The sequence below is a fragment of the Actinospica durhamensis genome, from assembly GCF_018139695.1.
In the GTDB taxonomy this organism is placed as follows: Bacteria; Actinomycetota; Actinomycetes; order Streptomycetales; family Catenulisporaceae; genus Actinospica; species Actinospica durhamensis.
Map to the genome: position 1 here is coordinate 1 of NZ_JAGSOG010000066.1, position 24,516 is coordinate 24,516.

Below are 24,516 nucleotides of genomic sequence, written 5' to 3' on the forward strand. Positions count from 1 at the left end.
GTCCTCGCCCCCGCCCGCCTCGAGCACACCGAGCGCGCCGGCGACGACGCCTCCGGCCAGCCCGAGCGCCACCGGCACCTGACTCCCCGACCCCGCAGACCGAACCGAACACAATCAGCAAGGAGCATCCGTCATGAAGACCAAGACGACCCCGCGACACCGAGCCCGGCCCACGCACAACGGCGTGCTGCGCTATGGGGTACTGGCCTCCGCGTGCCTCGGCACGCTCGCCCTGACCACCGCCGCCGCCCAGGCCTTCGCGGGCGTCGGCGTCGCGGACGACGGCGCGCACACCCTGGCGAACCCCGGCCACCGGGAGGTGTTCAGCGCCTCGTTCGACGTGCACCAGTACGGCGAGGTCCTCGCCGCCAGCGCCCGCAACCAGGCCGAGGCGGAGTCCATCGGCTGTTCGGACCGCTCCCCGTGCCGCTCGATCGCCCTGTCCTTCCAGATCGTGACCATGGCGGGCGAGCAGGTGCACCTCAATGCCCTGAATCTCAGCAACGCCGAGAACGTGCACTGCGACGGCTGCCAGACCCTCGCCGGCGCGTACCAGTTCATCGTCTCCACGCCCGTCGCGTTCACGCTCAGCCCGCACGTCCAGGTGCAGCTCCAGCACATCCGCGACGAGCTCGACGCCCTGAGCTCCTCGAATGCGCCCATCGCGCAGATCCAGGCCGATGCCGACGCCCTGGCCGCGCAGGTGACCGCCGTGCTGCGGGCCGCGGCCGCGGCGGCCTCGACCGGTCACGCGCCGGCCGCGCCGAGGTCCGAGGACCCCCTGGTGACCATGCACCGCGTGTTCCACCAGGGCTGAGCCCGACCCCGTTCCACACTCGTCCACCTCGACGCTCGAGCCGCCGCTGCGACGGACCCCATCCGTCGCAGCGGGCTCCCGCGCTCCTTCATCCGGTAAGGCTCGGCTCCTCACTCCTCACCCCACGGAAGCGACAGTGATCGCAGACGACGGCGCGTCCCCGGCCTGCGGGCAGGGCATGCAAGCGTGCAGGCGCCAATCGAGTGTGCTCTCCATCCCCGTGGCCTTCTCTCCCGATCCCGGGCCGAAGGCCGACGACGGGCCAGAGGCCGAGATCCCGTGTCCCACCGATGCTCCGCCGCCATCGACGGCCCCTGCCGCGACCCCTGCCGCGGCCCCGGCTCCAACCCCGATTCCGGCCCCGGCCTCGGCCTCGGCCGCGAACCGGCCGCAGGCGCGGCACCGTGCCCAACACGGCGCACCGAAGAGCGGTGCGGCACACCGTGTCGCCGCGCTGTGGACACGTACGCGGGACGCGATCTCGGCTCCACGACCAGAGGCGTGAAACACGACCAGAGGTGTAAAAGTGCTGTCTTATGGAACGAACGGCCGTGTTCCGCGGCCGCAACCGTCACACCGGATCACCGTCCCCCCGAACGCGCCCGTCGGTCCGGCGCGTTCGACCAGGGACACCCGCGGGGAGATCACCGCGGTCCTGGAGCAGGTGGTGCGCGACTGGCCCCGCCAGCCGGCCCATTCCGAGTGCTTCCACACCCGGCTGCTGCTGCAGGACGCGCCCTACCCCATCCCCAAATCCTGCACCGTGACGCCGCGTCAGCTGGCCGGGCAGTTGCTGGCCTCGGACCGCTTCCGCGCCCTGCGGCTCGGCGGGTGGCTGCGGCGGCCGGACCGGCCGACCATGCGGGCGGCGGTCGAAGCCCTCTCCCCGCCGCCGCTGCGCGAGGACGTCGAGCTGCTCTTCTCCGCGCTCGCCCTAGCGGCCGAGAACCAGCGCGAGCGGCGGCGCGCGACGGCGATCCTGGTCTGGCTGCTGCTCAGCGCCCTCGTCAGCCTCGCCGTCGTCCTCGTCTCCCGGGGTTGACGGCGATGCCGCAGGCGATCCGGATCTTCCCTTCCCGCCGGGCGCACAGGGACCTTGGTCCCGACCGTACGGTCCCGTTCGACCCTGATCCGAAGCCGCGCCGACGAGAAGTCTCAGACAGGCGAGAGCTTTCCATTGCACGCACGACCGGAGGGGAAACCGATGTCGAGTCGCATCCGCCCATCGCTCACGACTGCCGGACCGGGGACGTGCTGACGCCCAGCGGCCCCGACGACGGCGAAGACGATGCATCGAATAATCCCGGAGCAGAGCTGGATGTGGAGATGCGCCTGCGGGGACGTGCGGCGAACCGGATGCCGGTGGGCGGTGAGGTGGTATCGCGTGGACTGCCGGCAGCACGCGCTCTCGCGGCGGGCGTGCGGGTAGCGCGGCGCCGGAGCCGCCCGGCTCCCTCTGCGCCCATCGGTGCGCTGACGGACAGGTCCGCGGCATGAGCGCGGGGCCCGTCACGTGGACCGTGTTGGGCGTGGGTGATCCGGGACACGGAGACGACGAGTTCGGCCTGTCGGTGCTCAACCGGCTCATCCGTCGGCCCGAACTGGTCGGCGTGGTCGGATTCCACGCCTGCAGCCCCACCCTCTTCGGCATCCTCGAAGCGTGGCAGGGGCACACCAACGTCGTGACGATCGGCACGGCTCGGTCCGGCGGCCGGCCGCACGGATACACATACCGCTGCGCCTATGCCACCGGCGCGCAGGACGCGATCGACCACCTGCCCGAGGACATGCGGCGCGGCGAGCCGCTCGGTCTCGCGCTCGAACTCGGCGCCGCTCTCGGCATCCTGCCGAACCAGCTGATCGTCTACGCGACGCACGGGTGTGTCTTCCAGCCCGGGACCGGGCTCTCCCGCCCGGTCACCGCGGCCGTGTCTCCGCTCGTCACGCGCATCTGCGACGACATCCTCGCCGCGCCGCCACCGCCGCCGCCGACGGTCGGCACCGAGGGCCACCCCGACCCCGGGCCGCAGGACACCGTCAGGTACCTGCCACGCCACCGCCACACACCGCGGCGGCTGCCGGGCTTCTCGACGCAAGCCCTCCGCGGGGGCCGCGGTCCGACGGGCTCGTCGGAGGGAGCGCGCGATGCGTAGGAACCTCACGTCCGCGCCGATGCCGCCGAGTTGCGCGGCGCCTGCCGTGGAACGCCCTGGCCACGCATCGGACTACGGACCCGTCGAACTCGCCGCCGCGCTGCACGGCGCGGTGGCGCGGATCGGCGCGGGGGGCCCACAGGCCGCCGGGCTCATCCGGATCCGCCACGTGGCACGGACCCGTCGATACCGGCGCACCGTCATGACCGGCGGCCTCGGCGCGCTGCTGGCTGCCATGACGGTGACGGTGAGCGCCGCGGTCGGCAATCGCGCGCACCGGCGGCCGCGCGCATGAGCGCCCCGGCGCCTCTCCCTGGGGCGCCGAGGCATTCCGGCCGTGCACGTCCCCTGAATCCCCACTCTGCCGACGCCGACACTCGGACACTCATGAGCGGGTGGAAGATCACCCGTGCCCCGCGTCGGACAGCGCGGACGAATTGAACAAATGAACACTGGCATGACAGGTGACGCGACGTGAAATAGAAACTCGACAGATGGGGTCTGGCCTGCGGCGATACCTCACGTAGTAGGTTGTGGCCGGAACGGATATTTCATCAACGCATATCCGTGAAGCGGAGCGAGGAGTGCGAAATGAATGCTTCGCGACGGATGGTGCAGATAGGTGAAAATCCAACGCCGGGTGAGATTTGTATCCGGAAATTCAAGGACGATGGGTATATTCCATGCTGACATACCCCAGAGCGGGCATGCCTCACTTCATGGACACCATTGCACGAAGAGAACGGAACACCTGTGAAAGAATCCATGCCTCGACGTATCGCAGCCGGCGCGCTGTTCACGGCCGCCGTCGGCCTCTCGGTGGGAGCCATCGCCGCGCCCGCCCAGGCGGACGCCTACTCCCCGCACCAGACCTATCACGCCGCGGCCTATGCCCCGGATCGGATGAACGGCAACGACAGCTGGCGCTCCTTCACCGTTCAGCCCACGCTGAACGACGAGTTCGGCGGCCGGCCCGGATACGGGGATCCGTGCGGCTGTTCGCCCGACCGTGTGCGCGGCCTGGGCAACGAGGACCACGGCACGTGGCCGCTGGCCGGCGGAGACCGGGATGTCCGCGTCGTCGACGAACGCTCCTACCCCGTCCAGGTCGTGCAGAACGACCGGCGCGACTGCCCGCCCGACCGCAACCGCGAGGACGGCTTCTCCACGATCGACTACACCGTGCACCCGGTCGTCGACGACCGGCGCGACTGCCCGCCCGACCGCACGCGCATCTACAGGCAGGACACCTCCTACATCGGCGACCACGACTTCCGAGGCGGCGACAGGCACTCCCGCGGCGACGACCACAACCAGCGCGACTACCGGCACGACCAGGGCGGCCACGGGCGACGCCGCTAGAAATCGACCGCAGCGAGCCAGAACGGGCGGCCAGACCCGGTAGGACCGACCGGGAAGCCAAGCCCGTCTCCAGCAGGCCGCTGCGGAAGGCCGCAGCCCTCCCGCCGGTCGCCGCGCACGTCGGCCGGCGGGGGCGGCAGCGTCTTCGGGAACAATCGATCATGAACCTGTGGGACTCGGGGCCCGGCGTACGCGCCGGGCCCCGAGCGCTTACTCGTCGCCCGCCAACAGGGATTCGACGAGCGCTGCGACGTGCCCGCGGTCCCGTGCCGAGAGCTGCTGGAGACTCGCGATCAGCATGTCCACCTCGGGCTCCGGCGCCGGCTCGTACACGTAGATCCCACACGACTGCGCGGCCGCGCGCCGCACCAGGTCCAGCGGCAGCCCCAGCCCCCGCGCCAGGCCCTGCAGCGTCGTCGGCTGCGGCATCTGGGCCGGACGTTCGGCCGTGGCCAGATGATGCACCGTCGACTTCGAAATCCCTCCACGCCGCGCCACATCCCCGTAGGACCAGCGCTTCTCCTCCAACCGCTCACGCATCAGAGTTCGGAGAGGGTGGGACACCTCGGCCATGGCAGTACCTCTCAAGCCTTGGAGGATGGGCGTGTCGCTTTGCGTGTGCTGATGTTGCGCCGCTAGTGTTCGTTCGTCCCAACCGGACGATTCGTTCCTCCAGAATAGACGCCTAGCGACGCTGTCGCGGCAAGGAGAGCCCCATGAGCATCACCGTCGACGAACTCGAAGCCGAGTCGGCCGAACTGCTGCCCGGCCGCGAGGCCCTGAGCACGCTGAAGTTCAACTTCACCAAGAACATCAACGTCACGAAGCACGTCGCGCACGTGGACGCCACCAACCTGTCCACGGCGGTGAACTACCAGTCCTTCGGCGCCACCGCGGCCAGCGAGGCCGTTCAGTCCATCAGCATCACCCAGTAGCGCCGGCCCGCCCCGCTGCGCCGGCCCGCCGCGGCTTACCTTCTTCACCGCGGCGGGCCGACGCAGCGGGGCGGGCACCGTCCGGTGACGTCGGACGCACGATGCATCGAAAAGCCGACCAAGGCAGGCAAAGACAACGATGACGCACGCGTTAGCGTCAGAAGACTCATCGGCAAACCGCTGTAGAACCACACCAGGCGGAACGTCATCGGACAATACGGCACGAGATGACATGAGACCCGCTACAATCAAAGTTTGCCGCGGCGGTGGGACGCCTAGCGCACCATCAGACAAACCTCGCCGCTCGAACTCATCAAGGGGGTCGCAGGTGTTGGTTGTCCGAGGTGGCTCCACCACCGCTGTCGTGCGCAAACACACTGGGGAATCGGTCCTGCTCCTCTCGGGCGAACTGCCCACCGAGCTGACCGACGAGAACCTTAAACAGGTCCTCGACCTCGCGACGGCCGTGCTCGATCCGACGGAACTGAAGCTGTTCGAGCGCTGCCTGGATGCGCTGCGGCGGGGCGACACCTGCCGCAACAGGCGAATCGAGATCGATGGGGCGGTGCTCACCATCTTCTCCAGCTAGTCCGGTACCGGCCGCCGACCGCGAAGTGCGGCAGAGAAGGCCGTTCTCCAGTTCTGGAGAACGGCCCTCGGCTTTTCGGGACGACGGCCGGCCGAACGCGATCAGGCGGGCGCAAGCCCTTCGGCCGCGAGCTTCTCCGCCACGTTCTGCACCGCCGTACAGGTCGCGCGGACCACGGTGCGCAGCTCCCTGGGCGACGTGCCGCTGCGGCTGAGCACCGCGAGCGACTGGTTGACGGCGACGACGAGGCTGGTGAGCTCCTCAGCCTCCTTACGCGCAAGCCCGCCTGCCACCAGCGCGGTGCGTACGCGCTGATTCTGGCGACGCAGCTGCGCCTGCACGAAGTCTCGGCTCTCGGCGCTCAAGATCGCCGCCTCCGCCGCGGATTGGGCGAGCAGGCAGCCGGTCGGGACATCGGGGTCGACGATGCGGGCGAGCGTCACGGCGAAGAACGCCCTGACGGCGGCCACCGGCTCGCCTGCCTGTGCCTCAAGTGCGGCGTCGTAGCGAGCCCCGTAGTGGTCCGCGTAGCGCTGGAGCGCCTGCCGGAACAGGCCGTCCTTGCTGCCGTAGGTGCCGTACAGGCTGCCGCGTCCCAAGCCGGTCGCGGCGCTGAGTACGTCGAGGGAGGTGGCGGCGAAGCCGCGCTCCCAGAACGCCGTCATCGCCTGCCCGAGGGCGACATCGACGTCGAACTGCTTGCGTCCGGACACGCGCTCACGCCTCCCGGGTTTCGGAGCGGTCCCCAGAACGGTCCTCGGACCCGTCCTCGCCGAGGCCGTCGTAGTGCTTCTGCGCCGCGAGCAGCTCGTCTCCGTGCCGGCCGAACCAGCCGATGAGGTCGGTCAGCGGGCCGGCCAGGCTCACCCCGAGCTCCGTCAGGCTGTAGGTGACCTGGGGCGGGTTGGTGGGCGCGACACTGCGGGTGACGAGGCCGGCCCGGGCCAGGGCCTTGAGATTCTGCGACAGCATCTTCTGGCTGATGCCGCCGACGCGCGCGTGCAGCTGCGCGAAGCGGTGCGGTCCGGCGACGAGGGCCGAGATGATCAGCGTCGCCCAGCGGCTCGTCGTCTGGTCCATGATCGGCCTGAGCGGGCACCTGTTGTCGAAGGTGTCATAGGCCAGGAGCCGGGTGGCCGTCGCGAGCTGCTCTGTTTCCATCACGACACCAGCTTACGAAAAAGTACGTACTTCCTGCTGGTAATCAGCTCTCCTACGGTGAGTTCCGGCGAGTTCCACCGGCACTGACGTTCAAGGAGTCACTGTGAGCAGCAACAACGCACGTACGGCCATCGTCACGGGCGCGTCGAAGGGCCTCGGCGCGGGGATCGCCAAGGCGCTGGCCGAGTCCGGCGCGGCCGTCGTGGTCAACTACCGGGCGGATGCGCGGGGCGCCGAGCGGGTCGTGGCGGATATCACCGCCAAGGGCGGCCGGGCGATCGCGGTCCAGGCGGACGTGGCCGACGGCGACGACGTACGTCGGCTGTTCGCGCGGGCGCGGGAGGCCTACGGGCCGGTCGAGGTGCTCGTGAACAACGCGGCCGTGGCCGCCTTCGCACCGCTCTCGGGCATCACCGAGGACGAGTTCCAGCGCGAGATGACCACGAACCTGCTGGGCACGATCCTGACCACGCAGTCCTTGGCCGCGCAGGAGGACATCGGCGCCGCGTCGATCATCAACGTCTCGACGGCCGGCACCGTCAGCCACCCGCCGTACACCGCGCTCTACGTCGCGTCTAAGAGTGCTGTCAACGCGTTCACCATCGTCGCGGCCAAGGAGCTGGGCCCGCGCGGTATCCGGGTCAACGCGATCATGCCCGGACCGTCCGACACCGAGGGCACCAGGGCCATGGGATACGCCGGATCGGACCAGGAGGCGCAGGCGATCGCCGCGACCCCGCTGGGCCGTACCGGAACCCCGGACGACTACGGCCCGCTGGTGGCCTTCCTGGCTTCCGACGACGCGCGCTGGATCACCGGGGACGTGATCCTCGCCTCCGGCGGTATGCGCTGACCACTCTCCAGCCCGGCCGCGTCCGGCCCCGTCCGGAGCCGGGGCCGGACGGCGTGTTTCCGGTGCGCCGGGCCGGTCGCCGGGCTACTCTCGCAGCATCGTGATTTCGTTTGTCCCGGGTGGGGGTACAGCGTGTTCGGTGCGGAATTGGCGGTCGGGTACCTGTTCGCGTGGCTCGCGCGCAAGGGCGGGCGGGCCGCGCATCGGGCGGACGGCCAGGTGGACGAGGCCATCGACGCCGCGGTCGACCGGTTCGGGGGCAAGCTGCACGAACTGGTGGCGGGCAAGCTGCCCGAGGAGCCGTCGCTGGTGAGGCTGCGCGAGGAGGCGGATCAGGGCACAGAGCCCTCGTCGCGCACGCAGACGCGGGTGGCCCTGGCGATCGAGGACGCGGCGGAGAACGACGCGGACTTCGGTGCCGCGCTGGAGGAACTCGTGCGCCGGATCCAGGCGGCGCGGCGTGAAGCGGGCCCGGCGGGCGGCGGGACGGTGGCGGGGCGGGACGTGAACGTGAGGGCGGACCGCGGCTCGCTCGCGGCCGGATCGATGACGGTGCAGGGGGATCTGCACTTCGGAAACCCTTCGGTGCCGGGTCCGGATGGGGCCTGACCGGGCCCGGCACCCTGCTTCAGCGGCGGATCGCCTCGGGCGATCCGGTGCACCTCGATCCGCGTCCGAGCCGCGTCGCCGGGCGCGAGCGGCTGCTGACGGACCTGCGGGCGCGGCTCTCAGACGTACGCGGCGTGAGCGTGGTGGCCTTGTGCGGATTGGGCGGGATGGGCAAGACGACCGCCGCCCTGGAGTACGCGTACCGGCACCTGGCCGACTACCGGATCGTGTGGTTCTTCCACGCCGAGCAGGCCACTGATCTGCTGACGCAGTTCCACGAACTGGCCCAGCTGCTCGGCGTGCCGGAAGGCGCGAGCCCGGTATCGGCGGTGCACGCGGTGCTCGCCGCGTACCCGGGGCGGTGGCTGCTGGTGTTCGACAACGTCAAGGACCATGCCGCGGCGCGCAGTTGGCTGCCGGCCAAGGGCTCCGGGCACGTGCTGGTCACCACCCAGGACGGGCTCTGGCCGCGCGAGCAGGCGATGGAGGTCTCCACGCTCGACGCGCAGACCGCGGCAGGATTCCTGCTGGATCGCACCATGTCCACCGACGCGGCCTCGGCCCACGCGATCGCGCAGGAGCTCGGGCTGCTACCGCTGGCGTTGGAGCAGGCGGCGGCCTTCGTCGAGACGACCGGGCGCAGCCTGGCGCAGTACCGGGAACTGTTGCGGGCCAACCACCGCGCGCTGCTCGAACGCGGCGCCCCGTCCGCGCACGGCAAGCCGGTGGCGGCCACCTTGTCGCTCGCGTTGGCGGAACTCGAGACCGACAGCCCGGGATCGTCGGTCCTGCTGCGCATCGCCGCGTTCCTCGCCCCGGAGGACATCCCGTTCCGCACGCTGTTGCCCGAGGATCTCGCACTGCCGGACGACGGCCGCGATGACGAGGTGTTGGACCAGGTGCGCGCGTTGTGCACCGAGCCGCTGGCGTTGGACGACGCGGTGGCGGGACTGCGGCGGCTGAGTCTGATCGGTCCTCCGAGCGAGGTCTTCAGCGTCCACCGGCTGGTGCAGGCCGTCGCCCGCGACCAGATCCCCCCGCCACAGCGGGATGCGTGGCTCAGGACGGCTACGGCTCTGGTCGAGCACGCCGTGCCGGAAGACGCCAGGTTGCGCTCGACGTGGCCGATCAGCCGACTGCTGCTGCCCCACGCGGCGCTGGTCGTCGACCCCCGCGGGCACCATCTGTGGCGCCTGGCCTCGGCGCTGGGCTACAGCGGTGACTACGCCACCGCCCGCACCTGGAGCCTGACCGTCGCGCAGGCCCGCGAGGACGCGTTCGGCCCCGAACACATCGAGACGCTCGATGCCCGGCACAACCTCGCGTACTGGACCGGAGAAGCAGGCGACTCGGTCACGGCACGCGACATGTTCGCGCAGCTCCTGCCGATCAGCGAGCGCCTTCACGGTGCCGAGCACGCCTATACGCTGATCGCCCGGCAGGAGTTCGCCCGGCTGACCGGGGAGGCGGGGGACCCGGCCACGGCACGCGACATGTTCGCGGAGCTCGTACCGGTCCGCGAACGGGTTCTCGGCGCCGAACACACCGAGACGCTGATGTCCCGGCACAACCTCGCGTACTGGACCGGGGCCGCCGGGGACGCGACCGCCGCGCGCGACATGCTCGTCGACCTCGTGCCGCTGCGCGAGCGAACGCTGGGCCCCGAACACCCCGACACACTGGCCGTCCGCAACAGCCTCGCCTATTGGACCGGGGAGGCGGGCGACCCGGCCACGGCACGCGACATGCTCACCGAGCTTCTGCCGTTCAGCGAGCGGATCCTGGGCCCCGAGCACCCCGAGACGCTGGCCGTCCTGCACAACATCAGCTACTCGACCGGTATGGCGGGGGACGCGGCCGCGGCTCTCGCCATGATGGAGGGGCTCGTGCCTTTCTACGAGCGGGTACTGGGCTCGGAACATCCCTACACCCGCGGCGCCCGACGGAACCTGGCTCACTGGACCCGACTGGCCGACGACCGCTAGATGACAGGCCACGGCTTCATCAGGGGCTATGGACGGCGAATCCGTGGCCTGTCATCATGCGGCGGTGCACTTCTCACGGTTCGACATCATCGCCGCGATCCTCGTCAGCCTGCTGGTGTTGACCCTCGGGGTCGTGCGGTACCGGAAGGGCGAGCGTTGGCTGCTCGCCCTGCTGCCGCTGATCCCGGTGGGGATGATGCTGGGCATCTACGCCAGTGAGCATCACCAGCGGATCCTGGGGATACCCGCGTTCGCCCTGATCATCTCTCCCGTGCTGGCCGGGATCGCGGCTCGTCGGCGCCCCGCGGCGGATCAGCTCGCGGGTACCGACTGCTGAGCCCAGAGCTGTTCCAGAGCCCTGGCTCTCTCGTCGATCAGGCTCATCCGGGCGTTCCACTCGACCGGCTCGGTGTGCCGGGCCTGGCCTGACTCCTGGCCGGGCCACTTGCGGTAGAGCAGGCCTGGCTCGGCGTGGAAGTAGCCGACGGTCAGGGTGCCTGCGGCGATGAGCAGGCCGGTGTCGTCGGAGCCGGGGACGGCCATCCATCCGCCGAGTGCCGTGATCAGGTTTCTGCGCAGGCACATCGTGGCCGGGTGGACGGGAAGGCGGTAGGCCGCGGCGCGCCAGCGGTCGGGGACGAAGCCGCGCGGCAGGCGGCCGTCGGGCGGGTCCCCGGCCACCGCGGCGGTCGAGCCGTCGGGCAGCAGGTCCAGCGCCCGGGAGACGGTCCAGTGGACCTCGGGCAGCCCGTCCTCGCCGAGCACCGCGATGTCCCGGGCCAGCACACCGGGGCTGAGGATGTCGTCCTGGTCGAGGTTCTTCACGAGCGACCCGCCCGAGGCGGCCAGGGCCAGGTTGCGGGTGATGGCCACGCCGTTGTGCCGCCCGTAGCCGAGCTTGATGCGCTCGTCCGCCGGGAGGATCGAGGCCGCCGCGCCGGTCCGGCCGTCCTCCTGGACCAGCCACTCCCACTCCCAGCCCGCCGGCAGGTGCTGGCTGTCGAGGGATTCGTACGCGGCCAGCAGGTATTCCGGCTCGGGCTCGTAGACGGCCGTGACGACGGACAGCAGGCTCATGGCGGACCCCCGGCGGTCGGACGTGTCGTGACGCATTCCACCCTAGGTCCTACCACCGGGCCGGGCACGCGACTCACGATGCTGTCATCCCTCGTGTTCCCGAGGCCTCGAAGCCTCGCTCAGCCGGGCCGCGAGGTCCTCGCTGCGCGGGTCGCCGAGGCGGTCGAACAGCTCGATCGCCCGGTGCCACTGCTCGGTGGCCGCGCCGTGCCGGCCCAGCTGGAGGTAGACCTTGCCGAGGTGTTCGCGGGTGACGGCCTCGCCGTGCCAGCTGTCGAGCTCGGTGTGGATCTCGAGGGCCTGTTCGAGGGCTTCGATGGCCTGGCCGTGCTCCCCGAGCGCGGCGTAGAGCGTGCCGAACTCGGTCAGGACGCGGCCGACGTTGCGCACATCCCCTTCCTGCTGCCGGATCTCGAGGGCGCGGCGCAGAGAGCGCAGGGCGTCGTCCAGGCGGCCGTCGCTCTGATACGCGCCCGCGAGCATGCTCGACGCGGTGGCCTCGCCCCAGGCGTCGTTCTCCGCGACGTGCACGGCGAGCGCGTTCTCCAGCGTCTCGACGGCCTCGGCCGCGCGGCCCAGCTCGTGGTAGACGCCGCCGAGGTCGCGCAGCGCCCAGGCCTCGGCCCAGCGCCACTGCTCCCCGACCTCGCGCCAGGCGGTGATCGCCTGTTCCAGGCAGGAGATCGCGGCGTCGTAGCGGCGCAGGTCCCGGTGGGCGATGCCGCTGCTGGTGAGCAGCCAGGCCTCGGCCAGGCGGTTGCCGAGCCGGCGCGCCGAGGCGAGGGCGATGTCGTGCGTCTCGACCCAGTCCGCGAGCGGACGGCGGCCGATGAAGAAGCCGAACATGACCACCGGCAGCTGCCAGGCGAGTTCGTGTTCGCCGATGGCGCCGGCCCGGCGGACCGCGGCGACCAGGTTCTCCCGTTCCGTGTCGCACCAGCGCAGCGCGGCGTTGCGGTCCGGGAAGGCCGGGACCTCGGCGTGCGGCTCGGGCAGCTGGACCGGGATGCTGGTGAATCCGGGGGCGATGACCGCCGCGGCGCGGCCGACGCCGTGGGCGTACCAGGCGAACAGCCGGCGCAGTGCGGCGGCGCGCTGCTCTGCGGGCTCGTCGGCCTGCGCGCACTCGGCCGCGTAGACCCGCAGCAGGTCGTGCAGCGTGTAGCGCCCGGGCGTGGGCTCGGCGAGCAGGTGCGCGCGCACCAGGGCCTCGAGCATCCGCCTGGCCCGGCCGAGCGTGGTGTCGAACAGCACGGCGGCGGACGCGGCGGTGACGTCCGGTCCGGAGGGCAGGCCGAGCAGCCGGAACATCCGCGCCTCGTTCTCCGGCAGGACGCGGTAGGACCAGGAGAAGACCACGCGGACGGTGGAGGAGTCGTCGCCGTCCGTGCTCAGCGTGTCCAGCCGGTCGCGTTCCTCGGCCAGTTCCTCGACCAGGTCCTCGAGCAGCAGCCCGGGGTGGGAGGCCAGCCGTTCGGCCGCGATACACAGGGCCAGCGGCAGGTAGCCGCAGTAGCGGGTGAGGGCCGCGGCCGCGTCGGGCTCGCGCTCGACCCGCTCGTGCCCGGCCACTCTGCCGATCAGTTCGGCCGCGTGCGTCGGGGTGAGCAGGGAGATCGACAGCGGCTTGACGCCTTCGCGGATCACCAGGCCCGGCATGGCGCTGCGGCTCGTGACGAGTGTCCGGCAGGTCGGGGAGCCGGGCAGCAGCGGGCGGATCTGGTCGACGGTGGAGGCGTTGTCGAGCAGGAGCAGGATGTGCTTGTCGTGCAGCAGGGAGCGGTAGAGCGAGACCCGGTCGTCCAGGCCCGGGGGTATGCGTTCGGCCGGTATGTCGAACGAGCGCAGCAGGCGTTCGAGGGCGTCTTCGGCGGTGAGTGAGCGCTCATTGTGGTATCCGTGCAGGTCCACGTACAGGTTCCCGTCGGGGAACTGCTCGCTGACCTGGTGCGCCCAGTGTGCGGCCAGCGAGGTCTTGCCGACTCCGCCCACCCCGACGACGAGGCTGACGTGCGAGGCCTGGCCGCGCGGGGCCTTGAGCCAGGAGTCGAGCCGGGCGATCTCCTTCTCGCGGTTGGTGAAGTGCACGGTGTCGACCGGCAGCTGCCGCGGCACCAGGCCGGCCAGGGCGGAGGCGTGGACGTGGTGGTGCGTGTGCACTCCGCCGCTGACCGCACCCGTCTGGACGACGGTGTCGGCGGAGCCGTGGAAATCGTTGTGCGTCTCGCTGGTGGCCATGCGCTCCCTCGCCGTCGGGGCCCTCGAAGCCCCGCCCGCCCGCGTTCACAGGCCTCTGTGACGAGGCCTCTGTGCCGAGGCTACGCCACAGTGCACACCGGGGGGTATCGCGCGGCGGAGACAGAGGTCCGAGAACGAGTCCGAGAACGGCGAAGGGCGGCCGCAGACCTCGGGTCCGCGGCCGCCCCGGCCTCGCTCACTCGTTGTCGAAGTACCCGAAGACGTCGAAGATGACGTCGGTCGAGCCGGTCGACTGGTTGTAGACGGTGGCCTTCTGGGCGGCGCCGGCGGTGCCGAGCATCGACGCGACGGCCACGGTCTGGCCCTTGAGGTAGTTCAGGGTGGAGATACCGGGACGGGTCGTTCCGGCCGGGTAGACGGCGAGGTAGCCGTTGCCCTCGGTGTCGGTGACGGTGACGTTCGCGACGAGGGTCGCGCTCGCCGGGTACGGGCTGACCGCGACGGACCCGTCGCCGCCCTCCAGCTCGACCGCCGCGGTCCCGTTGCCGGGGACGGCGCCGCCCGAGATGTGCCGACTGTCCCACACCCGGGTCGGGGCGACCGGCACGTACGCGTCGGGCGCGGCGGCGGAGAAGTACCCGGAGACGTCTGCGAGCAGGTCGGCCGGGGTCGTGGTGCCGCCGTTGTAGAGCTCGATCTTGCCGTCCTTGGCGACCGGCACGATGACGGTGTTGGAGACGGTCTGGCCCTTGAGGTAGTTCAGGATCGAGGTCGTGGGCGTGCCGGCGCCGTCGGGCTCCGCGGCGATCCAGCCGTTGCCCGCGGTGTTCACGACCGTGACGTGCACGGCCACCGCGCTGACCCCGGCCGGAATGCCGTCGAGGCCGGCCACGGTCACCGGGATGCCGCCGTCGCCGGGAACCTGCTGCTGCGCGGCGCCGACGCCGTGCCGGGTGTCCAGGATCCGGTCAAGCGGCACCGAGCCGTACTGCGCCGAGGTGGTCTGGGTGAAGTAGCCGGTCACGTCGGCGATCACGTCGGCGGTGCCGCCCGCGTTGCCCTCGTTGGAGATCTGGATGGTGCCGTCCGCGGCGACCGGCACGATCGCGCTGTTGGCGACGGTCTGGCCCTTGAGGTAGTTCAGCGTGGAGGTGGCGGTGCCGTCGGCGCTGAGGTAGCCGTTCGCGGTGGTGTCGGTCACGGTCAGGTTGACCGCGACGGCCGTGACGCCGGCCGGGATGGTGCCGACCCCGGCGACCTTCAGCGAGACCTGCGAACCGGTCGCGACCTCGGCCTTGGGCGCGCCGATGCCCTTGCGGGTGTCGAGGAGCCTGGCCGGGCCGTACGGCGTGTAGTCAGATCCGGCGGTGGTGACGGACTTGGTGACGGTGCTGCTGGTGCCGTCGGTGTAGTGGATGGTGTCCGTGACCGTGTAGGTGCCGGCCGCGGCATACGTGTGCTGCGTCGGGGTGACGGCGGCCGAGCTCGAGGCCTGAACCGTCTGGCTCTGCCCGTCGCCCCAGTCGATCGTGTAGGAGACCGCGGGAATCGCCAGGCCGACGACCGCGACCTTGGTGGTCTCCGGACTGTCGATCACATACTGGGTCACGCCGCTGCCGACCTCGACGCCGAGCGCGGACTGGGTGTCGGCGATGGTGGGCGTGAAGTTCGTGACGAACTGCGGCTGGGCCGCGCCCCGCGCACAGTAGTCGGGCGTGCCGGTCCCCGAGACCGCGACGGTCGGGTCGATCGCGCAGGACTGGCCGTAGATGTCGGTGGGGAGCATGCCGGGTGCCGCGCTGTTGGCCGAGCTGACCTGCGGGCCGTAGACCTGGGTGGCCGTGTACTGGCCGGCGATGCGCGGGTTGGTGTTCAGATCGTGCTGTCCCTGGCCGGTGGCCTGGTAGAGCGCGGCCGCGTCGGCGTACGTGGTGTCCGCCCAGGAGTAGGCGGGCTGCGCGAACGCGCCCGTCGTGCTGGTGGAGTACACGGGGTAGGCGACGTTGTAGTCCAGCACGGACCCAGAAGTCGACGAGGAGTCCACTGCGATCTCGGCTCCGCCGGAGGCGGCCGTGGCAGGGTAGGCGATGATGTTGTTCTGGATGTTCGTCCCGGTCGAGCCGTCGGTCACGTCGATCGTGTCGGTGGACGCCGGGACCTGGACCACCGAGTTCGAGGTGATGTCGGTGTTCGTGGAGCCGGAGACCGAGATGCCGTAGGGCGCGGCGGCCGGGGCGAGGACGTTCGTGGAGATGACGTCCCCGTTGCCGCCGGGGCCGACGGTGATGTTGGGCAGATCGTCCCGGGTGACCACGATGTCGCTGGACGCGCCGGAGACGACCATGGCGTCCGGCTGCGCGGCCGAGACCTCGCTGTCGAGTCCGTCCACCGTCACGTGCGAGGAGTCGCGCACGGCCACACCGGCGGTGAGGAAGTGCTGCACGTTCGGGTAGTCGACCCCTGTGTTGCCCTCGAAGGTCACGTAGGAGGCGCCGTCGAAGCTGAGCGACGGGCCAGTCTGGCCGCCGGCGTTGAGGATCATGACAGAGCCGAGCGCCTCGAAGGTGATGGGCGCGGCAGCCGTGCCCTGGGCCGTGATGTCCAGGGCGCCGAGGTAGTCGCCCGTGGCGATCTCGACGGTGTCGCCGGGGGCCACGGCCTTCGCCGCGGCGGTGATCGAGCAGAACGGCGCGGCTTGAGTACCCGTGCCGGAGTCGGTGCAGGTGCTCACCGACTGCTCGACGTACAGCATGTTCGAGGCGTCCGCGTGCGCCGTGGCGACGGCGGTGCTCATTCCCACTGCCATGGCCAGCGCGGCCGTGGCGGCGCGGCGACTGTGCGGCATCAGAACCCTCCCCAAGTTCATGAACGCGACAGGTATATCAGCAGTGGGATACTCCACGCATCCTCCGTGCGCCGAACGGCGGGCCCGGTGCGCCGCGTCGCCGCACCGTGCCCCGCCCCACACGCACGCCGCGCCGAGGCCGGGCCTCACTCGTGTTCGATCAGCCCGTCCTGCAGGCTCAGGACCTCGTCGGCGAGGTCGAGCAGGGTCAGGTCGTGGGTGGCGACGAGGGCGCAGATGCCCTCGCTGCGCACGACGGTCTTGAGCAGCCGCATGATCAGACGCGCGGTGTCGGCGTCGAGCTGGCCGGTGGGCTCGTCGGCGATGAGCACCTTGGGCCGGCCGGCCAGGGCGCGCGCGATGGCGACCCGCTGCTGCTGGCCCCCGGACAGCTCGCCCGGGCGCTGGGCCGCGTGCTGCGACAGGCCGGTGATCTCCAGCATCATCTCGACCCGTTCCCTGCGCTCGGCCCGCGAGACGCCCGCGATGCGCAGCGGGACGCTGACGTTCTCGGCCGCGGACAGCACCGGGATCAGGCCGAAGGACTGGAAGACGAAGGCCACCTCGGTCCGCCGGAGCCTGAGCCGCTCGCTCTCGCCCATCCGCGTCACCTCGTGCCCTGCGATGCGCACGCTGCCGCTGGTCGGGCGGTCGAGGCCGCCGACGATGTTGAGCAGGGTGGTCTTGCCGGAGCCGGACCGGCCCCGGACCGCGACGAGCCGCCCCGGCTGGACGCTGAAGGCCACGCCGCGCAGCGCGTGCACGGCGGTGTTCCCGCTGCCGTAGACGCGGGTGACGTCCTGTGCCTCGATGGCGTATCCGGCCTCACTCACCGTCCCGTCCCTCCGTCCGCTCATCCGCCCGGGCTGCTTCGGCCGACTGCTGACCCGGCCAGACGCCGATATGGTCGGCCTCCTCCTCCAGCCGGACGCGGTCGCGCATCTCCAGCCGCCTGATCATCGCCGCGGGCAGCTGCAGGCGGCCGGCCCGGTCCAGGACCGCGTACTCCACGGCGTGCCTGACCTCCTCGCCGTCCTCGCCGGTGACGGTGTGGCGCAGCGTCTCCGAACTGGTGCGCCCGTCCCGGATCGCGACGGTGCGGTCCACCCGGCCGGCCACCGCCGGGTCGTGCGTGACGATCAGGACCGTGACGCCGAGCTCGGTGTTCATCGTGCGCAGGGCGCCGAACACGTCCGTCGCGGTCTTCGTGTCGAGTTCGCCGGTGGGCTCGTCGGCGAGCAGCAGGGTGGGGCTGTTCGCGCAGGCGGTGGCGATGGCGACGCGCTGCTGCTCGCCGCCGGACATCTGGTGCGGGCGCCGGTCGCGGCAGTAGGCGACGCCGACGAGCTCGAGCAGCTCGTCCGCGCGGGCGTTGCGCCGCTTGCGGCTCTCGCCCGCGAAACGCATCGGCAGCGCCGCGTTCTGCTTCGCGGTCAGGTACGGGACCAGGTTCTTCGCGGTCTGCTGCCAGACGAATCCGACCGTCTTGCGGCGGTAGTCGAGCCAGGCGGCGCCGCGCATCGCGGCCACGTCCCTGCCGTCCACCCGCAGCGCGCCGGCGGTGGGCCGGTCCAGGCCGCCGAGGATGTTGAGCAGCGTGGACTTGCCGCTGCCGGACGCGCCGACCAGGGCGAGCAGTTCGCCGCGCCGGACCAGCAGGTCGAGGCCCTGCAGGGCTTGGACCTCCACGCCGTCTGCGGTGTAGATGCGCACGAGCTGGTCGCACACGACGAGGGCGTCGGCGCCGTAGTCCTCCTTGCCCGCACGCAGCTCGCTGCGGATCTCGTCCAAGCTGGCGGCCGCGTCCGTGCCCGGCCCGACCTGCTGCGTACCCTGCGTCTGCGTCATCTGCATGGTGTCCGGTCCTGTCATCACCGATCGCCTACTCTCAGGGCCGCGGCGAGGCCGCGGCGGCGGGTGAGTGCGGCGTGGCCGAGGAGGGCGAGGGCCGCGGCGGCCGCGATCGCCGCGCTCGCTTCGGCGAAGGCGCCGAGGTCGATCACCCGCGGCGCGGGCGCCGGAGTGCCGGTGAACACGGTCAGGTCGAGCGTCGGGCCGATCAGGGCGCTGATCGCGATGGCGCCGAGGCCGCCGCCGAGCAGGCTGACCAGGATCGGCGGCAGCTGCTCGGTGAGCACGAGCAGGTCCAGCCGGGACCGGCTCAGACCCATGGTGGCCAGGCGGGACAAGCTCGCCGCCCGGGCCGGGCCCTGCAAGGACAGGCTCACCGCGAGCGCGGCGACGCAGCAGGCGAGCGCGACGGCGATGCCGAGGTCGAAGAGTTCGAACACGCCGCTCTGCATGGGGGCGTCGGTCAGCGCGTGCAGCATGGTCGCCCGCAGCGTGATCTGCGCGGCCTGGACGTGCTGGAACGCCGCGGTGAGCCGGGCCGAGTCGATGCTGCCGTCGAGCATGACGATCGAAGTGGGCGGCGCGGTCTTGAACGCCCACTCGGGGACGATCATGAAGGACTCGTCCGAAGGCAGGGCGGCGGTGGTCTCCACCGTGCCGGCCGCCTTGAGCTTCAGGTCGCTGCCGAGCAGGTGCATCGCGACGGTCTTCGCACCGATGGACTCCGCCAGCGTCGAGGACAGGACCACGGGCGTGGCGGCGGATGCGGAGCTCGCGTGCTCGGGCAGGGCGAGCGGCGTGCCGGTGAAGGCCTGGTAGGCGGCGGGATCTACGACGAGGACGGTGAACTGCCCGCTGTACGCGTCGATTCCGGCCACCTCGGTGCTGTAGGCGCTCACGCCCCGCGTCACGCCGGGCAGCGCCTCCGCCTTCTTCACCACGTCCGCCGGAATGGTCGTGACCAGGCCGTCCGTGGTGACCCTGGCGTCGGCTCCGATCGACTGCCACGAGGCGTCGACCTCGGCTTGGGTGATGCTCGCGCGGATCGTCGAGCCCAGCGCGATGACGGAGAAGGCCAGGATCAGCGCCGCGCTCGGCAGCAGCGCGGCCGAGGACGAGCGGGCGGCTCGAGCCAGGCCCACGAACGCGACGGCGCCGCGTGCGAACGCCGCGAGCTTGGCCAGGGCTCTGATGACGACCGGCGCGACGTGCAGCAGCACCAGCGCGATCGGGACCGCGAGCAGCAGCGGAGCCGCGCCGACGAGGGCGTTGTTCGAAGCCTGGGACGCGTCGTACCGCAGGGCGAACACGGCGCCGACGCAGACGGAGATCACCGCCACGGTGAGGGCGATGCGGCGGGCCTGGCGGACCCGTCCGGCGCGCCGCTCCTGGTGCCCCACCCCGTGCGCGCGGGGGATGCGGCCGTGGACCCGGACGGCAAGCACGGCCGGGCCGGCCAGGGCCAGGAGAGCGAGAAACGTGGCCGGCAGCCAGGATTCCGATCCGGCCAGGAGCGTCACGACGACCACGCAGGGCACGGATATCAGACCCGCGCGCCCGGCCTCAGCCGCGAGCGCCCGCTTGGACGCACCACGGGCCCGCATCATCGCCAGTTCGCCCGCGCGGCGCTCGACGACGAGGCGGATGCACAACAGCAGCAGGATCACGCCGAGGACCTCGAGCGACGTCGTCACCAGCGACAGCAGCGTCCCGATCTCGGACTGCTCGTCGACGAAGTCGGTCAGCGCGTCGATAGGCCCGACGGTGAGGCGCAGCAGCAGGCTCTGCATCTGGCCGGTGCCCTCGATCGGGCCGACCTCGACGCTCTGGAGCTGCACGTTCTGGAGCGTGCTGAGCAGCGACGGCGCCTGCGCGGCCGTGATCTTGGACATGTCGAGCGAAGTGGCGGTCTGGAAGGACACGTTGGCGTCCGCCTGAGCCACCTCCAGCGCCTTCGCGGCCTGCGGCGCGACGAACATCATCGCGTTCTCGTAGGTCGCGCCGGGCACCGGGCCGTCGGTGTCCAGGTAGGGCGTGGCCGCGCCGGGATCGTAGGTCCAGTAGGCACTCGCGGCGTCTTCGGCCTCGAATATGCCGGTGACGGTCAGCGCGACGTCGCCCGCGCTGCCCTCGCCGATCTCGAGCACCGAGCCGACGTGCGCGTGCACGGCCGCGGCCGTCTCCTGGGAGAGGACGACCTCGAACGTCGCGGGCGTGTCGGCGCCGGCGGCGGTGTAGGCCTGCGGAAGGCGCCCGGAGGTCAGGTGCAGCGGCGCGAGCGTGTCGCGCCAGACCAGCCAGGTGACGTCGGGCATCCGCGAGCCGGGCACGGGAAGCAGGCCCGCGTCCGCGGACAGGCCGATCCAGTTGCCCGAGGGCGCGCCGACCGGGACGCCCTGCCCGGCCAGCGACCGGTTGAGCGACTGCTTGATCTGGCCCAGCGTGGTCGGACCGAGCGCCTGGAGCGGATAGCCGGAGACGGACTGCTCGACCTGGGCGAGATCCTGCTGCGAGGTGATGCTCTGGTCGAGCCGCGGCGAGGTGGTGAGCGTCTGACGCAGGGCCGAGGTCTCGATCGCGTCGGTGCGCTGCGCGGAGTCGAGCGCGACGAAGGTGCCTGCGCTCGCCACCGCGGCGAGCAGCAGCGCCGGGCCCACGGCGCTTCCGGCCAGCGCGGACAGGAACGTCGCCAGACCCGCGCGGGCCGCGTGCAGGCGGCCGAGGATGGATGTCACGGCTACAGCTCCTCCATCATCCGCAGCCGGGCGGCCGGGTCCGGGCGGCGCAGGGCGGCGGGCAGCACGGCCGGGAGCGGCGCGCAGGCGGCGACCACGGCGAGCACGGCCGACCAGCCCCACACGATCACGATCTTGGCCGCGGGCACCGGAATCGTCGCGTCCGTGGTCAGCGTCAGCGAGGGCAGCAGCAGGTAGGCGAGCCCGACGCCGAAGCAGAGGCCGAGCAGCGCCGCCGGAACGTTGACCACGAGCCGTTCCCCGCACTGCAACGCCGCCTGCCGCCGCGCGGAGACACCGAGCGCGGCGAGCACCGCCTCCTGGCCGGTCCGCTCCCGGCGCGAGGCGGCGACCACGGAGGCGAGGGCGATCACGGCCAGGATGCTGACGGCGATGCCGAGGGCGAGCAGGGCCTGCTGGGCGGGCGCGGCGAACAGGTCGTCCGTCATGGCGGAGCTCACGTCGCCGAGGTCGGCGACGGTCGTGCCCGCGGGCAGCCCGGTCGGAACGGCGCCGCTGCGGGTGGTCAGCCACCACTCGTCCACGGTCTCGGGATCGCCGCCGCCGGCGAGGATCTCGTCCTGGAGCCGCGCGAGATCGAGGATGAGGCCGCCGCTCGCGTCCGCGCTGCCGGGCATCGTCGGGAAGTCCGCGGTCGAGGCGAGGATCCGGGCGCTCACTTCGTTGCCGTCGATGTCGAGCGTCGTCGTGGTGCCGACTTGAAGATGGTTGGCGCTCAGATACGACGTGGTGGCCGCGGCGGGCAGTACGGCCGTATGACTCAGGGGGCTGAGCGTGAGGACTCCGGAGAGCGGCTGCACGGACTGGCCCTGGTCGACCTTGGCCAGATCGGGTCCGGTGCCGCCGGATTGGAAGTTCTCGGTCCAGCCTCCGCCCGCACTGCTGGTCAGACCGCCGGCGGCACTGGCCGAGGTGGGCGTGTGCAGGCCGTGGGACTGGAAGCTCGGTATCAGCGCGTCGAGGCTGGAGCTGTCGGCGTATCCGGACCAGGTGGCGAGGGCGCTGAGGTTCACGCCGCTCACGGCCGCGGTCTCGGACGCGCTCTCGGCCGCACTGTCCGACGCGCCGATGCTCACGATCGAGAGCCCGACGTTCGCGGCGTCCTGCGGCAGGTTGTACTGCAGCCTGATCCCGACCAGCCGCAGCGGATAGGCGAGCCCTGACTTCGTCGGCACGGGATAGGCGAGCGTCGCGCTGCCCCCGCTGCCCCCGCTGCCCGAAGTGATGGTCCGGGCCGGAAGCTGCGTGGTCACGCCGTGCGCGTCCTGAACCGAGACGACGACGGACGTGCCGCCGAGTTCGCCGTGCAGCCGCAGCACCAGCGTCACGAGCGCGGGCCGGCCCGGAAGCGTGATCGCGGGAACATTCGAGCCGGCGAGTTCCGACCAGACCCTGGCCGAGGAGTCCGAGAACGTGCCGTCCGGCGCGTGCAGTGTCCTCGACGCGGCGGCGCTGTCGAGCGCGAGGTAGGTGGCATTGCCGTCGCCGCCCGACCGCATGGCCGCGGTGGCGCTCTGCACGCCGGGAAGGCTCGCCACGCCCGGGTCACCCTCGTTGCGCGGATCCGCGTTCTGCACGGTCACATGGACGTCGGCGCCCACCTCGTAAGCACTCTGATCGGCCACGGAAGTGCGCCAGGTCTCGTGCTGGGCGAAGCTGAAGGTGCCCAGTGCCACGGCCAGCACCAGCAGCGACGCGGGCCCGGCCTGGCGCCGCGGCGTGCGTCCGACCTGCCAGGCGACCTGCGCGAAGGAGAAGCTGCGGCCGTAGTCCGAGAGCCGGTCGGCGAGCGCTCCGACCAGGCCGATCAGCCGCGGCCCGAGCATCGCGGCCGCGCACAGGCCGAGCGCCGGGCACAGCGCGCCGAGCGGATTGACCTGCGCGCCGCCGTCGGAACCGGTGCTGATCAGGGGAAGCGAGCGCAGCTGCCAGTAGGCGACGCCGAACAGGATGAGGAAGACGACGTCGATCTGGGCACGGGCGAAGGAGACCAGGCGTGCCTGCCGCGTGCTGCGCAGCCGCAGTTCACGGGTGGCCCGTCGACGGCCGCCGGAGAAGAACAGGGCCGGGATGCAGAACGCCGCGAAGATCGCCGCGGCCTCCCAGGCCCGGGTGGCGGGCGCCGAGCCGCCGAGGGCGGATCCGGCCGCAGCGCCCGTGTGCCTGCTGAGACTGTGCCCGCTCAGACTGCGTCCGGCGACCAGCCCCAGCGGTCCGGCGATGACCAGGGCCATCGCGCTCAGCACCACCGCCTCGGCGAGGTCGGCCAGGACGAACTGTCTGGTGGAGCGGCCGCGCTGGACGAACAGGGCGCGTTCGGCCTCGCGGCGTGCGACCAGCGGCCGGGAGCAGACCGTGAGCGCCGTGACGGCGAGCAGCGCGAGTTCGAGCATGGAGACCAGGAGCGTGGAGCCGGCCGCGGCCTGGGACGCGGCGATCGTGGCGAGCAGGTCGGGCAGCGTGGAGCGGGTCTGCACGCCTGGCAGCATCGGGTCCTGCGACACGACCGAGAGGAACCCGCTGACCTCGTCGGACGCCGTGGACGGGTCGGCCGCGGCCAGCGCGGCGGCCGGGATGTCCAGCTGGATCACCGTGTTCGCGGCGGTCAGTGCGCCGCCGGTGAACGCGGCCGAACTCACCGCGAGCGGACCGTACGTGAACGCCGCGCCGTACTCGACGGAGGTCGCGGTGCCCACCGGGCTCAGCTGCCAGTACCGGTCCGCGGTCGAGTCGGGTTGGTAGAGCCCGACGACGGTGAACGTCGTGCTCTGGCTGCTGGACGAGGCGTACGCGCTCACCCCGAGCCGCAGCTGCCCGCCGACGCCGAGCTTGAGCTTCGTGGCCAGCGCGACCGGGAGCGCCATGGGGACGGCGCCGTCGGTTTCGCCGGCCTGCGGCCAGGACCCGGCGGTCAGCGCGGCGTGGGCGGAGAGGTCCTCGGTGGCGGTGGCCACCATGAAGCTCTCGACGACGCCGGTGGAGGTGGGCACCGCGGTGTAGAGCAGCGGCTTGGACCACAGGCCCGCCTCGGTCTCGACCGACAGGCCGCCGAGGTTCTGCCGCGCGTCGGCGCGCACCGCCGCGTATGCGCTCTGATACGCCGAGGCCGAGGTGGTGGCCGCGGTGACGGTGAACGAGGTGTCCGCGTTCGCCAGCCGGGCGGCCGAGGCGTGGCGCAGGGCCTGGGCGTCGAAGGTGGCGAACGCGGCGACGAGCGTGGCCGTGGCCGCGGTGATCGCGAGGACGAGGGCGAACACCGGCCAGTGCGCTCCGGTGCGCGCCAGCGGAAAGGGCCGAGGCCAATGCGGTTGCACGAGCCGTTCC

At 71.6% G+C, this 24,516-nt stretch carries 21 protein-coding genes; 11 read left to right on the top strand and 10 right to left on the bottom strand.

Translation table 11 applies throughout. The features are described from left to right. Nucleotides 1-133: 133 nt before the first annotated feature. The 5 genes from KDL01_RS15415 (at nucleotide 134) to KDL01_RS15435 (ending at nucleotide 4,332) form a co-directional block, all read left to right on the top strand. Nucleotides 134-817, top strand: a complete 684-nt coding sequence (locus KDL01_RS15415) for a hypothetical protein (RefSeq protein WP_212529179.1) — start codon at nucleotides 134-136, stop codon at nucleotides 815-817. 526 nt (nucleotides 818-1,343) lie between these two features. Further along, a complete protein-coding gene (locus KDL01_RS15420) occupies nucleotides 1,344-1,859 on the top strand; it encodes a hypothetical protein (RefSeq protein WP_212529180.1) in 516 nt (171 codons plus the stop codon). A 451-nt stretch (nucleotides 1,860-2,310) separates the two neighbouring features. Next, entirely contained in the window at nucleotides 2,311-2,970 is a 660-nt protein-coding gene (locus tag KDL01_RS15425; RefSeq protein WP_212529181.1) for a hypothetical protein, read from the top strand. Then, complete coding sequence (locus KDL01_RS15430) at nucleotides 2,963-3,265, top strand: hypothetical protein (protein WP_212529182.1); 303 nt, start codon at nucleotides 2,963-2,965, stop codon at nucleotides 3,263-3,265. The genes KDL01_RS15425 and KDL01_RS15430 overlap by 8 nt, the downstream gene beginning before the upstream one ends. A 470-nt stretch (nucleotides 3,266-3,735) precedes the next feature. After that, nucleotides 3,736-4,332, top strand: a complete 597-nt coding sequence (locus KDL01_RS15435) for a hypothetical protein (RefSeq protein ID WP_212529183.1) — start codon at nucleotides 3,736-3,738, stop codon at nucleotides 4,330-4,332. A gap of 210 nt (nucleotides 4,333-4,542) precedes the next feature. Here the strand turns inward: KDL01_RS15435 and KDL01_RS15440 are convergent, their stop codons facing one another. Further along, the gene (locus tag KDL01_RS15440) at nucleotides 4,543-4,872 is read right to left on the bottom strand and encodes a helix-turn-helix domain-containing protein (RefSeq protein WP_212529184.1); all 330 of its coding nucleotides are present in this window, start codon (nucleotides 4,870-4,872) and stop codon (nucleotides 4,543-4,545) included. A gap of 176 nt (nucleotides 4,873-5,048) precedes the next feature. Here KDL01_RS15440 and KDL01_RS15445 point away from each other — a divergent pair, with 176 nt between their 5' ends. Beyond that, on the top strand, nucleotides 5,049-5,267 hold the full coding sequence (locus tag KDL01_RS15445; RefSeq protein ID WP_212529185.1) for a hypothetical protein: 219 nt from the start codon (nucleotides 5,049-5,051) through the stop codon (nucleotides 5,265-5,267). A 364-nt stretch (nucleotides 5,268-5,631) separates the two neighbouring features. Then, a complete protein-coding gene (locus tag KDL01_RS15450; protein ID WP_212529186.1) occupies nucleotides 5,632-5,856 on the top strand; it encodes a hypothetical protein in 225 nt (74 codons plus the stop codon). 101 nt (nucleotides 5,857-5,957) lie between these two features. On the opposite strand, the gene KDL01_RS15455 is transcribed toward KDL01_RS15450, so the two are convergent. Both KDL01_RS15455 and KDL01_RS15460 read right to left on the bottom strand, forming a co-directional pair. Then, nucleotides 5,958-6,569: a TetR/AcrR family transcriptional regulator gene (locus KDL01_RS15455; RefSeq protein ID WP_212529187.1), complete on the bottom strand. Its 612-nt coding sequence runs from the start codon at nucleotides 6,567-6,569 to the stop codon at nucleotides 5,958-5,960. Nucleotides 6,570-6,573: 4 nt separating this feature from the next. Beyond that, nucleotides 6,574-7,017: a winged helix-turn-helix transcriptional regulator gene (locus KDL01_RS15460; protein WP_246576488.1), complete on the bottom strand. Its 444-nt coding sequence runs from the start codon at nucleotides 7,015-7,017 to the stop codon at nucleotides 6,574-6,576. A gap of 103 nt (nucleotides 7,018-7,120) precedes the next feature. On the opposite strand from KDL01_RS15460, the gene KDL01_RS15465 reads away from it, so the two are divergent. The 4 genes from KDL01_RS15465 to KDL01_RS15480 all read left to right on the top strand — a co-directional run bounded on the left by KDL01_RS15465 (nucleotide 7,121) and on the right by KDL01_RS15480 (nucleotide 10,801). Next, nucleotides 7,121-7,870 carry an SDR family NAD(P)-dependent oxidoreductase gene (locus KDL01_RS15465; protein ID WP_212529189.1) on the top strand — a complete coding sequence of 250 codons (750 nt, stop codon included), beginning with the start codon at nucleotides 7,121-7,123 and terminating at the stop codon, nucleotides 7,868-7,870. Between the two features lie 132 nt (nucleotides 7,871-8,002). Then, nucleotides 8,003-8,479 carry a hypothetical protein gene (locus KDL01_RS15470; protein ID WP_212529190.1) on the top strand — a complete coding sequence of 159 codons (477 nt, stop codon included), beginning with the start codon at nucleotides 8,003-8,005 and terminating at the stop codon, nucleotides 8,477-8,479. 47 nt (nucleotides 8,480-8,526) lie between these two features. Further along, a complete protein-coding gene (locus KDL01_RS15475) occupies nucleotides 8,527-10,464 on the top strand; it encodes a tetratricopeptide repeat protein (protein ID WP_212529191.1) in 1,938 nt (645 codons plus the stop codon). Nucleotides 10,465-10,528: 64 nt separating this feature from the next. Then, nucleotides 10,529-10,801, top strand: a complete 273-nt coding sequence (locus KDL01_RS15480) for a hypothetical protein (RefSeq protein WP_212529192.1) — start codon at nucleotides 10,529-10,531, stop codon at nucleotides 10,799-10,801. On the opposite strand, the gene KDL01_RS15485 is transcribed toward KDL01_RS15480, so the two are convergent. The 7 genes from KDL01_RS15485 to KDL01_RS15515 all read right to left on the bottom strand — a co-directional run bounded on the left by KDL01_RS15485 (nucleotide 10,777) and on the right by KDL01_RS15515 (nucleotide 24,449). Continuing rightward, entirely contained in the window at nucleotides 10,777-11,541 is a 765-nt protein-coding gene (locus KDL01_RS15485; protein WP_212529193.1) for a glycosyltransferase family 2 protein, read from the bottom strand. The two genes, KDL01_RS15480 and KDL01_RS15485, sit on opposite strands and share 25 nt — an antisense overlap. 84 nt (nucleotides 11,542-11,625) lie before the next feature. Next, entirely contained in the window at nucleotides 11,626-13,779 is a 2,154-nt protein-coding gene (locus KDL01_RS15490) for an ATP-binding protein (RefSeq protein ID WP_212529194.1), read from the bottom strand. A gap of 196 nt (nucleotides 13,780-13,975) precedes the next feature. After that, a complete protein-coding gene (locus tag KDL01_RS15495) occupies nucleotides 13,976-16,585 on the bottom strand; it encodes a right-handed parallel beta-helix repeat-containing protein (protein WP_212529195.1) in 2,610 nt (869 codons plus the stop codon). A 146-nt stretch (nucleotides 16,586-16,731) separates the two neighbouring features. Then, complete coding sequence (locus KDL01_RS15500) at nucleotides 16,732-17,442, bottom strand: ABC transporter ATP-binding protein (protein WP_246576484.1); 711 nt, start codon at nucleotides 17,440-17,442, stop codon at nucleotides 16,732-16,734. Next, entirely contained in the window at nucleotides 17,411-18,433 is a 1,023-nt protein-coding gene (locus KDL01_RS15505; RefSeq protein ID WP_212529211.1) for an ABC transporter ATP-binding protein, read from the bottom strand. Before KDL01_RS15505 ends, KDL01_RS15500 begins: the two co-directional genes overlap by 32 nt. A gap of 23 nt (nucleotides 18,434-18,456) precedes the next feature. Then, a complete protein-coding gene (locus KDL01_RS15510) occupies nucleotides 18,457-21,171 on the bottom strand; it encodes a hypothetical protein (protein WP_212529197.1) in 2,715 nt (904 codons plus the stop codon). A gap of 2 nt (nucleotides 21,172-21,173) precedes the next feature. Further along, nucleotides 21,174-24,449 carry an FtsX-like permease family protein gene (locus KDL01_RS15515; protein ID WP_212529198.1) on the bottom strand — a complete coding sequence of 1,092 codons (3,276 nt, stop codon included), beginning with the start codon at nucleotides 24,447-24,449 and terminating at the stop codon, nucleotides 21,174-21,176. Nucleotides 24,450-24,516: the final 67 nt, after the last annotated feature.

What these genes read in the sequence shown, in the direction of transcription:
- KDL01_RS15460 (WP_246576488.1), bottom strand. Translation starts at nt 7,017, where the DNA reads ATGGAAACAGAGCAGCTCGCGACGGCCACCCGGCTCCTGGCCTATGAC.
- KDL01_RS15495 (WP_212529195.1), bottom strand. Translation starts at nt 16,585, where the DNA reads ATGCCGCACAGTCGCCGCGCCGCCACGGCCGCGCTGGCCATGGCAGTG.
- KDL01_RS15415 (WP_212529179.1), top strand. Translation starts at nt 134, where the DNA reads ATGAAGACCAAGACGACCCCGCGACACCGAGCCCGGCCCACGCACAAC.
- KDL01_RS15505 (WP_212529211.1), bottom strand. Translation starts at nt 18,433, where the DNA reads ATGACGCAGACGCAGGGTACGCAGCAGGTCGGGCCGGGCACGGACGCG.
- KDL01_RS15490 (WP_212529194.1), bottom strand. Translation starts at nt 13,779, where the DNA reads ATGGCCACCAGCGAGACGCACAACGATTTCCACGGCTCCGCCGACACC.
- KDL01_RS15485 (WP_212529193.1), bottom strand. Translation starts at nt 11,541, where the DNA reads ATGAGCCTGCTGTCCGTCGTCACGGCCGTCTACGAGCCCGAGCCGGAA.
- KDL01_RS15440 (WP_212529184.1), bottom strand. Translation starts at nt 4,872, where the DNA reads ATGCGTGAGCGGTTGGAGGAGAAGCGCTGGTCCTACGGGGATGTGGCG.
- KDL01_RS15435 (WP_212529183.1), top strand. Translation starts at nt 3,736, where the DNA reads ATGCCTCGACGTATCGCAGCCGGCGCGCTGTTCACGGCCGCCGTCGGC.
- KDL01_RS15500 (WP_246576484.1), bottom strand. Translation starts at nt 17,442, where the DNA reads ATGAGCGGACGGAGGGACGGGACGGTGAGTGAGGCCGGATACGCCATC.
- KDL01_RS15430 (WP_212529182.1), top strand. Translation starts at nt 2,963, where the DNA reads ATGCGTAGGAACCTCACGTCCGCGCCGATGCCGCCGAGTTGCGCGGCG.
- KDL01_RS15445 (WP_212529185.1), top strand. Translation starts at nt 5,049, where the DNA reads ATGAGCATCACCGTCGACGAACTCGAAGCCGAGTCGGCCGAACTGCTG.
- KDL01_RS15425 (WP_212529181.1), top strand. Translation starts at nt 2,311, where the DNA reads ATGAGCGCGGGGCCCGTCACGTGGACCGTGTTGGGCGTGGGTGATCCG.